Below are 13035 nucleotides of genomic sequence, written 5' to 3' on the forward strand. Positions count from 1 at the left end.
CAGGGGTGAAATCATATGAATGCCAAACAACGTAAATTAGTCTATCGAATTCTGCCGTATGCGATTCTTGCGGGGATCGGCATTTGCTTCGTGCTGCCGCTGCTCTGGGTGCTTGTGGCTTCCGTCGATCCGAATGCAATGCAATCCCTGAAAGTGCCCAGCAAGATTACCGGGGCCAATTACGTAGAGGTGATTACCAGCAGCGAGAACCAGCGCGCTTATCTGATCGGCCTGGTGATGTCGCTTGGCCAAGCCGTATTGGTTGTCCTGCTGGCGCTGCTAGCGGCTTACCCGTTATCCCGTTATCAGATGAAATATAAGAAGCCCTTCATGCTGACCATTCTGTTCATGACCTCGCTGCCGATTACGGCCGTTATGGTCCCTGTCTACCAGCTGTTCCTGGGGTTAAAGCTGTATGACAACATTTTTGGCGTCATCTTGTTCTATGTAGCGTCGTCCATGCCGTACGGGATATGGATGATGAAGAATTTCATGGATTCCGTGCCGAGCGATCTGGAGGAAGCCGCATGGGTGGACGGGGCCTCGGTGTTTACGGGGATCCGCAAGGTAGTGGCGCCGCTGATGGTTCCGGGGATATGCACGGTGGCAATCTTTACGTTCTCGGGCAGCTGGGGCAATTTCTTCGTTCCGTATATCTTGCTGCAATCGCCCGAGAAGTTCCCGGCATCCCTGAAGCTGTACCAGTTCTTCGGGCAGTACGGCATGGTCGACTACGGGAGCCTCGCGGCCTTCTCGGTGCTGTACGCCATCCCGGCGATCATCATGTATATTCTATCCCAGCAGTTCATGTCCAAGGGCTTCGGGCTGCAGGGCGGAACGAAAGGATAGCATGCGAATAAAAGGCAGGGCCGCTTGGTGCCCGACATAAAAAACGGCAGAAATGCCGTTTTTTTATGTTTGACTGGCGAATCCCTTCCGTTTTGCTGTTCGTATCCGATCGGGTTTACGTTTCGTGCGTGCCGAAGTCCAATGAGTCGCGAAGACGTTTGATATCCCGGATCGGAGGCAATCCGAACATGCGGGCATATTCCCTGTTGAACTGGGTGGGGCTCTCATAGCCGACCTGAAATCCGGCGTCGGCGGCCGCGAAGGTTTCCGAGAGAAGGAGCCGCCTGGCCTCTTGCAATCGGATTTGCTTTTGATATTGAAGCGGGCTCATGGCGGTGATTTCCTTGAAGTGATGATGAAGCGAAGAAGGGCTCATATTGACGGCTGCGGACAGTTTGGCGATGTGCAAGGGCTGATTATAATCACGCTCGATCAACTGGGCAGCCGCCGCGATGCGCTGCGCATGACTGCCGCTGACGGCAAACTGCTTCAGGGATTGCCCTTGCTCGGCTTGAAGGATTCGATAAAGAATTTCCTTCGTGAACAGGGGGGCCAGGACGGGAATATCCTCCGGCGTATCCAGAAGGCGCACGAGGCGGACGACGGCATCCAGCAGCGCTTGATTCATCGGGCTGACAAACAGGGCTTTTTGGGAGTCGGATTTCTTGGGAGGGGTCTCTTGGCCGGGTTTGATTAGCTCGAAAATCTTATGCTTGTCAAAGTCCAGCCGGAGACACAGATAAGGCCGCTCGGGTGCCGCCTGGATTACTTGGCCGGATATGGGCAGCTGCAGCGAGACGACAAGATAGCTGGACGGGTCGTAAACATAGCATTCTTGTGCCAGCATGATTAATTTTCGGCCTTGGACCACGATGCATAGCGCGGGCTCATGAATCGTGTGGACCAATTCCGTCTCGCTGGATGCCCGTATAAAATGCAGAGCGGGTATCGACGTACTATATGTACCGTCCATGCCCGTGTATTTTTCTATGTATCCTGCAAGTTCGTTGTGCGGATGGCTTCCTTCATGGTTGATCATTCAGGGTCGGTATCCTCCTCCGATGGTATATGGTTCAATCTTAATCAATCATGCAGGAATAGGCAAGAATCATGGTGGATTCGGCTACCGGATGAATGCGGTGTGAACGCATAATAGAAATATCCTCAATGGTTAAAGGCAGACAGCTATAAATGTAACTCAAGAGGATTAGATAAGAGCGAAGAGGAGGGAATGGAATGAATCCAGCTCTTGTTGCGAATGGGGCGAAGCATCCCTATGCAGGCATGTGGGTTACGAAGGACGGATATATCCGCCACGAGCTCCTCCCGAACGGGCGTTATGATGAAGCAAGAGGACCGCGGCAAAGCGCCTATCAAGGCCGCTATTTCATGGAAGGCGATCACATCGAATATGTGGATGATACCGGGTTCACGGCCGACGGCGATTTTCGGGACGGCGTTCTCTATCATGCCGGAATGGTATTGTATCGGGAAATCTAACATTGTGTCATGGCAAAAATGCGGAATGGATTTGGAAATACAGAACAGGAACGGGAGGAGCGTTGTTGCATGTCTAGCGTAAAAGGAAAAGTCGTGGCCATTACAGGCGCGAGCAGCGGGATCGGCGAAGCGGCGGCCCGGCTGCTCGCTCAGCATGGCGCACATGTGGTGCTCGGGGCGAGAAGAACGGACAGGCTGGAGAAGCTGGCTGCCGCATTGAATGGGGAAGGCGGCTCAGCCGTTTACCAATCGCTGAATGTCGTTCATCTCGATCAGATGGAATCCTTCATCGACTTGGCGGTGAGCCGGTTCGGGCGGGTGGATGTCATCCTCAACAATGCAGGCGTCATGCCTCTATCGCCCTTGGAAGCCTTGAAGGTGGACGAATGGAACCGGATGATCGACGTGAACGTCCGCGGCGTCCTGCATGGCATTGCGGCAGGGCTGCCGGTGATGCAGAAGCAGGGCTTAGGTCAATTTATCAATATCGCTTCCATCGGTGCGTATGAGGTATCGCCTACCGCGGCCGTTTATTGTGCCACCAAGCATGCGGTTCGCGCAATCTCGGAGGGGCTGCGACAGGAGGTCGGGAGCAAAGGTATCCGGGTTACGCAAATATCGCCGGGCGTGACGGAGTCGGAGCTGGCCGACAGCATTTCCGATGATACGGCCAGACAAGTCATGAAGGAGTATCGAAGAATATCGATCCCGGCGATATCGATTGCGCAAGCGATTGTGTATGCCATCGAGCAGCCGCCGGAAGTCGATGTGAATGAAATCATCATTAGGCCAACTGCATCAGGGAGCTAACGAATCAGCTGTTGAGTTCAATCTCAACAGCTTTTTATGATGGAAGGATTTGTTATGCTTTTTATCAAGATGTGTTGGGACTGGATATGATCATGGCTCACGGCTGGATCACTACTTATGGCTCGCAGGAGAAGATCGTTCAGATCAGCTTTGCTTCCGAGGGGGGCGGCGAAGCCGGCAGCTCTCTGCTAAGACTCTGATTCGCCCTCTTTACCTATGGATGATGAGATATGTTATACTGTTTATAATATAAACAATTATTATCAGATGCAAGGATGCAGAAAGGAAACATGATCATGTCTAATGATGAGACGATAGATCCGGATATTGGATCCAAGCTGCCCAGAGGGGCGGCTCTCAGCTGGGGATTGGTTAAGCCGCCGCAGCGGGGACCGAAACGGGAGATGAGCCTTTCCCAGATTGTAGATACGGCCATCGACATCGCCGATAAAGAAGGGCTTTCAGCTGTCTCCATGAATCGAATTGCGTCCACTTTGGGTTTTACCGCCATGTCGCTGTACCGGTACATATCCAGCAAGGACGACCTTTTGGTGCTGATGCAGAACGCCGCGTGCGATATTCCCATTCCGGCGGAAGATTCTGCTGACTGGCGCGAGAATATGCGGGTCTACGTCAAATCGACGATGCAGGTATTCCGGGATCACCCCTGGTTCGGAGACATTCCGATTACGGGTATTCCCATTACGCCGAACAATCTGCGATTTATCGATTGGGGTCTGCGGTTCATGAAGGATCTTCCGCTGAATGATTATGAGCGGATGTCCTTGATTCTCTTGTTAAGCAATTATGCCAGAACGAGCGGCATGATGCAGCGGGATATGGACCGCGCCATACAGGCAGGCTCCACCCCGGAACAGTTCAGTGGACTCGATTATACGGAAGCGCTGAAACAGCTTATGAAGCCGGATCGGTTTCCGTTCCTGTACCCGGTTGTGATGTCGGGGGTCTATACGGAAGACAGCGAGGAAGTGAATCCGATAGGTAATGACATTGATTTCGGGTTAGAACGCATTTTGGATGGCATCGAGCAATATTTTCAAGCCAAGAAACAACAGGAACCCTCGGACAAGCCATGATGTCGGCCAAGTTACGGGGCTTGGTCGATCCAAAAAGTGCAGCAACAGCCGAGCAAAAAAAACGATCCTCTCATGAGGATCGTTTTTTTTGCTGATTGAGTCGGCCCAAGCCCGACTTGTTCAGCGCCCGGTTGGTTGGTATCGTTCCGGCCGGACTTTCATTAACGTTAGTTACGGGGGTACTGGTGGAATGACCGACTATGAGATAGGAAGGACACGGCAGCCTTTTGGAATCGGATGGAGTATCCTTCGCGCGCCCTTAGTAAAGCAGCCACCCGTATTTAGCGTCGTCCGGCTTTCCTCTTAAACGTCCACATGCTCCATACCATCGAGCCGATCAGGATGAACAGGCACCATCCGATCGCCCAGCCGATCTGATCCTGGATGGAGCCTCCCGTCAGTAATCCGCGAATGGATTCGATGACCGGCGTAATCGGCTGGTTGCTTGCGATCCCTTGCAGCCAAGCCGGCATCGTCTCGGTGGGAACGAAAGCACTGGAGAGGTAAGGGAGAAAGAGCAGGATGAATCCATAACTGCTGGCCGCTGCCGGACTGCCTGCAACGAGACCGATAGCGGCGTAGAGCCAGGTGAAGGCAAAGATGAAGAGCGCGATCAAGCCGATGGCGAGTATCCAATCCATAAGCCCTGCTGATGGCCTGAATCCAACGAGCAGAGCCACTGCGATAACAACGCCTGTCGCAAGCATGTTCCGGGCAAGGCTGGCGACCACATGCCCCGTGATGACACTCAAGCTTTGAATGGGCATCGTGCGGAAGCGGTCAATGATGCCATTGGTCATATCCTGGGAGACGTCGACGGCCGTGCTGGACGATCCGAAGCCGGCGCATAGCAGGATGATCCCCGGAACCACGTAGTTAACATACTGTCCGCTGGGATCGAGGGCACCGCCAAATACATAGGTGAACAGCAGCATCAGCATGATCGGCAGCACCATTGCCGTTATCATCGCCTCCGCGTTGCGGATGCTGTGACGCAGGCTGCGGCCGATAAAGACAGACTGGGTAACTGCTAAGGACGTTGTTTTTGTTTTCGTAGCCGTTGCCGTTGCTCTTATCATACAATTCCCTCCATTTTCTTGTCGGTAAGCGACAGGAATACATCATCCATATTGGGTCTGTGAAGACTTACGCGCGTCTCATTCGGGAGCAAGCGTATGAACTCCTGAAGCGTATGTGCGACGTCGCCGATGCTGCCGCTTGTCGGAATCCTGTGGATCACTTCGTCACGTGCGTCGCGAAGCTCCAGCATTTCACCACCGACCCGGGTCTTCAGCTCGGCCGGACTACCTTCAGCCACGATTCGTCCCCCATCCAGAACCGCAATCCGGTCCGCGAGCTGGTCGGCTTCCTCCAAATACTGCGTGGTCAGCAGGATGGTGATGCCTTGGCTTTTCAATTGAAGGATGATATCCCACAGCGCACGGCGGCTGCGCGTATCAAGTCCTGTGGTCGGTTCATCGAGGAACAACACGGGCCGCGGTACGACAAGGCTGATCGCCAGATCAAGCCGTCTCTTCATCCCGCCGGAATACGTCTTCACGCGCTTGGCCGCCGCGGCCGCCAGATCGAAGTGCTCCAACAGCTCGGCGGTTCTCCGCCCGGCTTCCGCCGCGGATAGACCCGACAGCCTGCATATCATCCAGAGGTTTTCTTCGGCGGTCAGCACTTCGTCAACGGCCGCGAACTGGCCGGTCAGACTGATGGACTGCTGAACCTCCTGCTTGTGATCGCGGAGATCGAACCCGTTGATCCTCACGCTCCCGACATCGGGCGTCACCAACGTGGACAGGATGTGAATCAAGGTTGTTTTGCCGGCCCCATTAGGACCGAGAAGAGCAAATACGTTTCCTTGCGGCACGCTCAGATCGATCCCGTCCAGAACGGTCTGGTGCCCAAAGCTTTTGCGAAGCTGACGAATTTCAACAGCATAGGTAATCATGAACCGAACATCTCCTTTAAATAATTGTGTATTATATAAACAGTTTAATTGATAATTAGTATATTGCATAAACAGTTATTGTGCAATACGATTTTTTTGCGTTTTGAAAACGGCATGATGATCTTGGGAGGACGAGGCGTCCGTACATAAAAAAGCCTGACGCGATGTAACAAAACATCGAGTCAGGCTCTTATAGGGATTAGTTCATGTATAAGCGATCTTATCGTTACGAACGATCCGATTCGTCATAAAGCTCCAGTTCAATGACGGTATTGCGTTTGTCGGGGAGCGGATAGGTAAAGTGTTCGGGACGCGCGAAGTTCACGAATGCGTCCTCGACGAATTCGGCGGCGCTCCATGGGCGGCTGAGGAACAATTCGTATCCGTCCGCGAGCAGCCGGGCCTTCTTCACCTTGTCGGCCATGCCGATGAGATTGATCGGTCCGATGGACTCCTCAAAGACGTGGGCATAGAGTGTATTGCCTTTTTGGGTATAACGACCCCACTCCGGTTTCGGATAATCGGCAGCCGCGCAGCCATAGATGCTGTCTCCGTTCTTGCTCATCCAGTCGCCGATCTCCTCCAGCACGTCGAGGCTTTCCTTCGGGATGGAGCCTTTCGCGTCAGGACCGACGTTCAACAGCATGTTGCCGTTCTTGCTGACGCATTCCACCAGCTTGCGGATGATGGTGGTTGCCGATTTGTAATTGCGGTCAGCTGCGGCATAGCCCCAGTTGTTGTTCAGCGTAATACAGGCTTCCCATGGAATCGGGGCACCTGTCTGGTCCACAACCCCGTGCGGCGGAATGATCTGTTCCGGCGACGCGAAGTCGCCGCTGTATACGGACGGATCGGTGGTATAGATGCTGCCCCCGCTCTCGCCGCTTCCCTCCAGCCGATTGTCGATAAGAATGTGCGGCTGAAGCTGGCGGATCATTTTCATCAGCTCGGTGGCCCGCCACACCTCGCCGCGCATGTTATCATAAGAGAAGTCAAACCACATGATATCGAGTTTGCCGTAGCCTGTGAGCAGCTCACGCACTTGTCCATGCATGTAATCCAGGTATCGGTCGAAGTTTTTCGGATCGCGCTTGAAGGCTTCGTTCGCCCGCATCGGGTGAATCCGGTCTCCATAAGCCGGGTAGTCCTCATGATACCAGTCGATCAGCGAGAAATAGAGGCCGACTTTAAGGCCTTCTTCACGGAAAGCTTCCAGAAATTCCTGCACGAGATCCCGGCCGGCTTTGGTATTCGTTGACTTATATTCCGTCAGCTTGCTGTCGAACAAACAGAATCCGTCATGATGCTTGGCCGTCAGCACCGCATATTTCATGCCTGCTTTCTTGGCCGCTTTGGCCCACTCCCGAGGATTATAGTCAACGGGATCAAATTCATCGAAATAGGCCTGATAGTCCTCGATGCTCATTTGTTCCGTGCTTCGGAGCCATTCGCCTCGGGCCGGGATAGAGTAAAGCCCCCAGTGAATGAACATGCCGAAACGGTCGTTCTGGAACCATTGCACGCGCTGGTTTCGATCATGGATGACTTGATTGGTTGGAGTGGTAGTCGTTGTCATGGATTCAAACCTCCGATTCTTGGAATTGTCGAGTTTGATTTTAACAAGAATGTGTTAGTATGAATAGATAATTACTTAACTCCGACGGGTATTATAATAACTTTAGAGGATAATTGAAGATGAAGAATGAACGAAATGAACATGAAGCCATTCAGCAGATGCTCCTGAACATGCAGGTTCAGATCTGGGAGGCCGAAAGAACGCAGTGCTGGCCGGAATGGAAGGAATTCGACTACACCGTGTCGTACAACAAGCTCTATTTTATCCTGGATGGGGAAGGGTGGGTGAAGATCGGCGATGAGGAGCTGTATCCCGTACCGGGTCAATTGGTTCTGATGCCGGCACGGACGCGGCAATCCTACTCTGTCATCAGCGGCCGTCCCTATCTTAAATACTGGTCTCACTTCTCGGCGACCGTGGGCGATTCCGATGTGTTTTCCTGGCTGAACGTGCCCCATTGCTACGATTTGTCGGGGAACGCGGAGATGCCGGCATTATTCCAGCAGCTCGTCGATGCGCATCGTTCCGATACCCTCGCCGCGCGATTGAGGGAAAAGTCCGTGATGCTGGACATTCTCTCCCGCGTGTTCGAACACCAGCAGCCGCAGATTCATGCGGACAAAATGGAGGATATGGGCAGGCTCCACAAAGTGCAGCAGTACATCAAAAATCATCTGCATGAGGAAATTACGCTGGAGCAGATGGCGGGAACGCTGCATTTGCACCCGAATTATTTTATTAAGTATTTCAAACGGCATTTCGGAATCACGCCGCAAAAATATTTAAGCCTCAAACGGATGGAGCAGGCCAAACTCATGCTGAGGACGACGTCTCTAAGCATCAAGGAAATTGCGGATGCCACCGGCTTTGAATCGGCGAACTATTTCTCGAAAACCTTTCGGAAAGAGGTAGGCTACAGCCCTTCGGAATATCGTAACAATATATAGCAAAAAAGAGGCTGCTCCTGAATTTCGATTCGGGAACGGCCTCTTTTATTCCTAACCGGAATTGAATTGCCTAAAACCCTTTGCCTCCAAGCGGCTTAAGCCTGAGCGGCTCTGCGCCGGCAATCAGCGCCCGCCCGGACGTATCCGCTCCCTGCAAGGAAGAGGCATGCGCGTCTTGGCTGCTCCACAATTCCGTGACCCATACGGCATTCGGATCGCTGTCCGAGACGTTGACGATATAAAGCTCACAGTCTTCGTTATCGCGAAGCATCGCGGCTGCTTCAAGCAGGATCTCCGCAAGTTCATCCCGTTTGCCCGGATGGGCGATCAGTTTCCCGTACATTGCAAATTTCTCCATGGGTATCATCCTTCCTTTTTGGTCATGCCGATTAACATGCGTTCGTAATGGAGTGCCAAGCTTGTCGTGATCTCGGACAGTTTCAGGACGAGCGAAGCTGGCTCCAGAATGGTTAAAGCTTTGCCGTAGGGGAGAAGGAAGTAGGGCACATAGGACGTCAGCGAAGACGTGTCCAGCCCGAAACGAGCCTCGCCATCATGACGCGATACGAGGGTATGCCCAAACAACCAATGCTGGCTCAATTCATTCAGAACATGCTCGTGGGCTTGGATGACAACATCGACCAGGGGTTCCGTGCTGCGTGGATCCGGGAGAAGACTGCCAAGCAAGACATCCTTGGCAGAAAAATCAACGGGCCGCTCAAAGACCAGGTCTGTCGTCTCCAGACCGAGGATCCGGTCCACGCGAAAATTGCGAATCTCTTGGCGCAGACGGCAGTAGCCCGCAGCATACCATTGGCCTTTCCAATGGATAATGCCGTAGGGATCGAAGTCTCGGACGGTTCCGGCGCCTTCCCGGCCCTTCGAATACGTCATCTTCAGGGTTTGTCCCTGTGCCGCGGCATTCTCCAGCGTCTGCAGCAGCGGGCGAAGCCCGTCATGGACCGGAGGCTGCAAAACCGCGATGCCGCTGCTGTGCCGTTCGATCTGATGAAGCTGCTCCTCGTTCGTATAAAGCTTCAGCTTGCCGATCGCCCGCTCCAGCGCGTCCGTGAACGGATAGCCGGTTTCTTTGGCAAAAATCGAGGCATGCACCAAAGCCTTCTGCTCTTCCGCATCAAACATCAGCGGGGACTCGGCGAACGGTCCGAGAATCCGAAAGCCGCCGTTCGGCCCGGAATCGGCGATGATGGGCGCGCCGCTGGCGCATAACGAATCGATGCAGCGGTACACCGTTCGAACATGGATTTCCAGCTCATCGGCGATTTGCTGCGCGGTCATCTTTTTGCCCGAGCGAAGCATCCACAGGATCGACAGCATATTATCCGCTTTGGACATCAAAACGCGCTCCTTCCTTAGGGACGATCCCGACCGTTTACTTTTAAGTAGATTGTATCTTTTTTATACGAGCGGGTCCATGCCCTTGTCGATCCAGGAATCGTAGGTCGGACCGTAGAGCTCGGGAATCCGCAGGCCGGCTTGTCTCATCAGCACCGTCATTTGTCCGCGGTGATGCGCTTGATGAACCAGGGTAAAATGCAGGAATGCCGCATTGGTCCAAGGCTCTCCGTCGAATTCACGGGTAGCGCGAAGATCCTCCTCGCTCCACTGCGACTGAACCGCATCCAGAAGGGCATGCCGGATCCGGCGGTAGCTGTCGGTAATTTCGGCAGCCGAATCGGGAATTTTCTGCTCGCGGGACGGGCCCTCAAATTGCAAACCGAGCATGGTCATGTATTGAATCGACATGACCAAATGCCACGCCAGCTGACCGAGCGTGCGATGCTGCTCCGTCATGGCGGTTTTAAGCGAATCGTCGGTTAAAGCGTTCATGACTTGTTCCGTTATATGCGCCTCTTTTAACCATTCTGTCGTAAAATGCGCTTTGCTCATGTTCATGTGTTAACCCTCGCTTTGGTTTAGGATGTGTGCTGCAAAACGAGTATATTACATCATTCCTGACAGTTACGGTCAGTGATTATAGGCCAAATTAAAAAAATGGGATTGTATGCTCTAAGTATCCATCTTCATTTATAATGAATAAGGCTCAAGGATCGTTAAGGATTTTGGATACAGGAGGTGCATGGCATGCAGGAAGCGATTCGTGATATCCCGGGGGCTGATGGATGGATTGTCATTCAAGCGGTTGACAAGGGCTGGTCGGCAGATCGTAAATATTATATTCAGGATATGCAAGGCGAGGAGCGGCTCCTCCGGCTATCCGATATCTCTCAGTTCGAGAGGAAGAAATGGGAATTTGAAACGGTTAAAAAGCTGGATCCCATCGAAATGCGAACGTCTCGCCCGATAGATTTTGGCGTCTGTCATGGTGGCCGGCAAGTGTATTCCCTGTTCACCTGGGTTCCGGGAGAAGATGCAAGGGAGGCGATTCCTTTGCTGGATTCAGAGGAGCAGTACCGGCTTGGCGTTCAGGCCGGCGCATATTTGAACAGGATGCATGGCGTTCCGGCCGACAGCGGATTGGATACGTGGGCGTCATATTATAATTCAAAAATGGATCGGTACATAAAAAATTATGAGAGCTGCGGCATCCGGCTTGCCGGCGCTGAGAACATCGTCCGATTTATGGAGGCGCACCGGTATTTGCTAGAAGAGCGTCCCGTTGCTTTTCAACATGGGGATTATCATGTCGGCAACATGGTGGTTACGCCTGAAGGGGAACTCGGCATCATTGATTTCAACCGGGCGGACTACGGTGATCCTTGGGAGGAGTTTAACCGGATTACGTGGGATGCCGCGATTAGCCCGTGGTTCGCTTCGGGACGTATTCACGGTTATTTTCAAGGACGAGAGGTGCCGGATTCATTTTTCAGATTAATGGCGCTTTATATCGCAAGCAATCAGATATCCTCCATTCATTGGGCCATCCCGTTCGGAGAGCAGGAAGTGGAGGTTATGATGAACCAGGCCCAAACCGTGCTGAATTGGTATGATGGATTCCGGACGCATGTGCCCAATTGGTATATAACGAATGCTGAGGTTATGGCAAATCGCCGCGAATAACAGCAATCCGGAAGAATCTAACCAAGCTGCTGCATGATACAATGGCAAAAAACCACAATGGAGGTTTGCACTCATGACATCAGCGGATATTCAGTTTATCGGCGGAAATAATATTGCCATTAAAATTCCGAAGCACAAGTATGAGGAGACCGTGCATTTTTACAAAGAGGTTTTAAGGCTGCCATATTTGGGCTTCAGGGACGGGTCGCATGCTTTTCAGCACGGCCCGAATACACTATGGCTGGATTGCATGCTCAACTATTCGCAGCAGGATGTTTGGCTCGAGGTCAACACGGAGGATCCGGAGGAGACTGCCCGATATTTGAGAGAGCACCGGGTGGACCGCAGGGATGAGGTGGAGGTTTACGAGAACTCGCGGGGCTACTGGATATCGGATCCGTGCGGGACGATCATCCGGGTGAATCCCAGAAAAGCGAGTGAATAGACAGACCACCCGGTAAATGTGGTTGCCGTTGACTACGCACCCCTTAGACGTGCGAAGTTATGTCGAAGCGCCTAACTCGCACCCGGCGAAATTTTAGGCTCACTCCCTAAATTCCATGAACCGGGACACAAAAAACCAAGCATCTCCTATCCAAGATAAAGGATGTGACAGGGAATGCTTGGTTTATCTTTTTTCTGTGGAATTACGCTACGGCTTTAGAACGACCTTGGTGCATTCGTCCTCGTGATCATTGAATATCCGATAGGCATCGCTTGCCTGTTCCAGGGGAAGCCGGTGGGAGACAATCTCCGTCGGATCAAATACGCCGGCGGTGATCTTCTTGAACAGCTCCGGCATGTAATGAATAACGGGAGCCTGCCCCATGGTAAGGGTAATGTTCCGTTCAAAAATATGGCCGAGCGGGAACATATTATACAGCGAACCGTATACGCCGGTCAGCTGGACGGTGCCGAATTTGCGCACGGCCTGGATGGCGATATCAATCGCGCTCAACGTTCCGCCTTGGAGCTTCAGCTTTTGGCCGATGGCTTCCATCATCGACTTCTTCCCGTCCATGCCGACGCAGTCGATCACGATATCCGTGCCGCCTTTGGTAATCTCTCGAATGTATTCGCCCATATCGTCATAGTCTTCAGGCGCCCTGCACCCTGTTCGCACGGTACGTGGTCCGAGACATGTAACGGCTGTCCACCATATTGTATACTTCGGCTTTAGCGGACACAGGATACGTTATTTGCTCTGATAAGAGCTAAACTTTGATACTTGCGGACATGAGGTCCGTTAATTGC

At 52.7% G+C, this 13035-nt stretch carries 14 protein-coding genes and 1 pseudogene; 7 read left to right on the top strand and 8 right to left on the bottom strand.

The features are described 5' to 3' along the window. Positions 1-15: 15 nt before the first annotated feature. Entirely contained in the window at positions 16-849 is an 834-nt protein-coding gene (locus JNUCC32_RS02255) for a carbohydrate ABC transporter permease (protein ID WP_009591022.1), read from the top strand. A 115-nt stretch (positions 850-964) separates the two neighbouring features. Here JNUCC32_RS02255 and JNUCC32_RS02260 read toward each other — a convergent pair whose 3' ends face one another. Further along, positions 965-1888, bottom strand: coding sequence for an AraC family transcriptional regulator (locus JNUCC32_RS02260; protein ID WP_192570969.1), 924 nt, complete (start codon positions 1886-1888; stop codon positions 965-967). Between the two features lie 197 nt (positions 1889-2085). Here JNUCC32_RS02260 and JNUCC32_RS02265 point away from each other — a divergent pair, with 197 nt between their 5' ends. The 3 genes from JNUCC32_RS02265 to JNUCC32_RS02275 all read left to right on the top strand — a co-directional run bounded on the left by JNUCC32_RS02265 (position 2086) and on the right by JNUCC32_RS02275 (position 4256). Further along, positions 2086-2349 (top strand): Atu4866 domain-containing protein, encoded by a 264-nt coding sequence (locus JNUCC32_RS02265; protein WP_192570970.1) that lies wholly within the window; start codon positions 2086-2088, stop codon positions 2347-2349. A 69-nt stretch (positions 2350-2418) separates the two neighbouring features. Further along, positions 2419-3159 carry an SDR family oxidoreductase gene (locus tag JNUCC32_RS02270; protein ID WP_192570971.1) on the top strand — a complete coding sequence of 247 codons (741 nt, stop codon included), beginning with the start codon at positions 2419-2421 and terminating at the stop codon, positions 3157-3159. 296 nt (positions 3160-3455) lie between these two features. Continuing rightward, complete coding sequence (locus JNUCC32_RS02275) at positions 3456-4256, top strand: TetR/AcrR family transcriptional regulator (protein WP_096776681.1); 801 nt, start codon at positions 3456-3458, stop codon at positions 4254-4256. 281 nt (positions 4257-4537) lie between these two features. On the opposite strand, the gene JNUCC32_RS02280 is transcribed toward JNUCC32_RS02275, so the two are convergent. From JNUCC32_RS02280 to JNUCC32_RS02290, 3 genes are all read right to left on the bottom strand, one after another. Beyond that, entirely contained in the window at positions 4538-5335 is a 798-nt protein-coding gene (locus JNUCC32_RS02280) for an ABC transporter permease (RefSeq protein WP_096776130.1), read from the bottom strand. Further along, positions 5332-6216, bottom strand: coding sequence for an ATP-binding cassette domain-containing protein (locus tag JNUCC32_RS02285; RefSeq protein WP_096776129.1), 885 nt, complete (start codon positions 6214-6216; stop codon positions 5332-5334). The genes JNUCC32_RS02280 and JNUCC32_RS02285 overlap by 4 nt, the downstream gene beginning before the upstream one ends. A gap of 226 nt (positions 6217-6442) precedes the next feature. Then, positions 6443-7792, bottom strand: a complete 1350-nt coding sequence (locus JNUCC32_RS02290) for an alpha-L-fucosidase (RefSeq protein ID WP_192570972.1) — start codon at positions 7790-7792, stop codon at positions 6443-6445. 119 nt (positions 7793-7911) lie between these two features. Between JNUCC32_RS02290 and JNUCC32_RS02295 the strand changes: the two genes are divergently transcribed. After that, positions 7912-8739: an AraC family transcriptional regulator gene (locus JNUCC32_RS02295; RefSeq protein WP_015736793.1), complete on the top strand. Its 828-nt coding sequence runs from the start codon at positions 7912-7914 to the stop codon at positions 8737-8739. Between the two features lie 70 nt (positions 8740-8809). On the opposite strand, the gene JNUCC32_RS02300 is transcribed toward JNUCC32_RS02295, so the two are convergent. From JNUCC32_RS02300 to JNUCC32_RS02310, 3 genes are all read right to left on the bottom strand, one after another. Next, complete coding sequence (locus JNUCC32_RS02300) at positions 8810-9097, bottom strand: putative quinol monooxygenase (protein ID WP_192570973.1); 288 nt, start codon at positions 9095-9097, stop codon at positions 8810-8812. A 5-nt stretch (positions 9098-9102) separates the two neighbouring features. Beyond that, positions 9103-10095 (bottom strand): helix-turn-helix transcriptional regulator, encoded by a 993-nt coding sequence (locus tag JNUCC32_RS02305; RefSeq protein WP_015736791.1) that lies wholly within the window; start codon positions 10093-10095, stop codon positions 9103-9105. 63 nt (positions 10096-10158) lie between these two features. Next, a complete protein-coding gene (locus JNUCC32_RS02310) occupies positions 10159-10656 on the bottom strand; it encodes a DinB family protein (protein WP_192570974.1) in 498 nt (165 codons plus the stop codon). 189 nt (positions 10657-10845) lie between these two features. Here JNUCC32_RS02310 and JNUCC32_RS02315 point away from each other — a divergent pair, with 189 nt between their 5' ends. Beyond that, positions 10846-11781, top strand: coding sequence for an aminoglycoside phosphotransferase family protein (locus JNUCC32_RS02315; RefSeq protein WP_192570975.1), 936 nt, complete (start codon positions 10846-10848; stop codon positions 11779-11781). 73 nt (positions 11782-11854) lie between these two features. Further along, complete coding sequence (locus JNUCC32_RS02320; protein ID WP_192570976.1) at positions 11855-12226, top strand: VOC family protein; 372 nt, start codon at positions 11855-11857, stop codon at positions 12224-12226. A 207-nt stretch (positions 12227-12433) separates the two neighbouring features. Here the strand turns inward: JNUCC32_RS02320 and JNUCC32_RS02325 are convergent. Further along, positions 12434-12880: pseudogene (locus tag JNUCC32_RS02325) on the bottom strand (glutathione-dependent formaldehyde dehydrogenase); the annotation flags it as partial. Between the last annotated feature and the right edge of the window lie 155 nt (positions 12881-13035).

The organism is Paenibacillus sp. JNUCC32 (assembly GCF_014863545.1).
GTDB lineage: Bacteria > Bacillota > Bacilli > Paenibacillales > Paenibacillaceae > Paenibacillus_AQ > Paenibacillus_AQ lautus_A.

Bases quoted from the DNA above. Each gene is read 5' to 3' on its own strand.
- JNUCC32_RS02310 (WP_192570974.1), bottom strand. From the start codon at position 10,656: ATGAACATGAGCAAAGCGCATTTTACGACAGAATGGTTAAAAGAGGCG.
- JNUCC32_RS02265 (WP_192570970.1), top strand. From the start codon at position 2,086: ATGAATCCAGCTCTTGTTGCGAATGGGGCGAAGCATCCCTATGCAGGC.
- JNUCC32_RS02255 (WP_009591022.1), top strand. From the start codon at position 16: ATGAATGCCAAACAACGTAAATTAGTCTATCGAATTCTGCCGTATGCG.
- JNUCC32_RS02260 (WP_192570969.1), bottom strand. From the start codon at position 1,888: ATGATCAACCATGAAGGAAGCCATCCGCACAACGAACTTGCAGGATAC.
- JNUCC32_RS02320 (WP_192570976.1), top strand. From the start codon at position 11,855: ATGACATCAGCGGATATTCAGTTTATCGGCGGAAATAATATTGCCATT.
- JNUCC32_RS02305 (WP_015736791.1), bottom strand. From the start codon at position 10,095: ATGTCCAAAGCGGATAATATGCTGTCGATCCTGTGGATGCTTCGCTCG.
- JNUCC32_RS02280 (WP_096776130.1), bottom strand. From the start codon at position 5,335: ATGATAAGAGCAACGGCAACGGCTACGAAAACAAAAACAACGTCCTTA.
- JNUCC32_RS02275 (WP_096776681.1), top strand. From the start codon at position 3,456: ATGTCTAATGATGAGACGATAGATCCGGATATTGGATCCAAGCTGCCC.
- JNUCC32_RS02295 (WP_015736793.1), top strand. From the start codon at position 7,912: ATGAAGAATGAACGAAATGAACATGAAGCCATTCAGCAGATGCTCCTG.
- JNUCC32_RS02290 (WP_192570972.1), bottom strand. From the start codon at position 7,792: ATGACAACGACTACCACTCCAACCAATCAAGTCATCCATGATCGAAAC.
- JNUCC32_RS02300 (WP_192570973.1), bottom strand. From the start codon at position 9,097: ATGGAGAAATTTGCAATGTACGGGAAACTGATCGCCCATCCGGGCAAA.
- JNUCC32_RS02315 (WP_192570975.1), top strand. From the start codon at position 10,846: ATGCAGGAAGCGATTCGTGATATCCCGGGGGCTGATGGATGGATTGTC.
- JNUCC32_RS02270 (WP_192570971.1), top strand. From the start codon at position 2,419: ATGTCTAGCGTAAAAGGAAAAGTCGTGGCCATTACAGGCGCGAGCAGC.
- JNUCC32_RS02285 (WP_096776129.1), bottom strand. From the start codon at position 6,216: ATGATTACCTATGCTGTTGAAATTCGTCAGCTTCGCAAAAGCTTTGGG.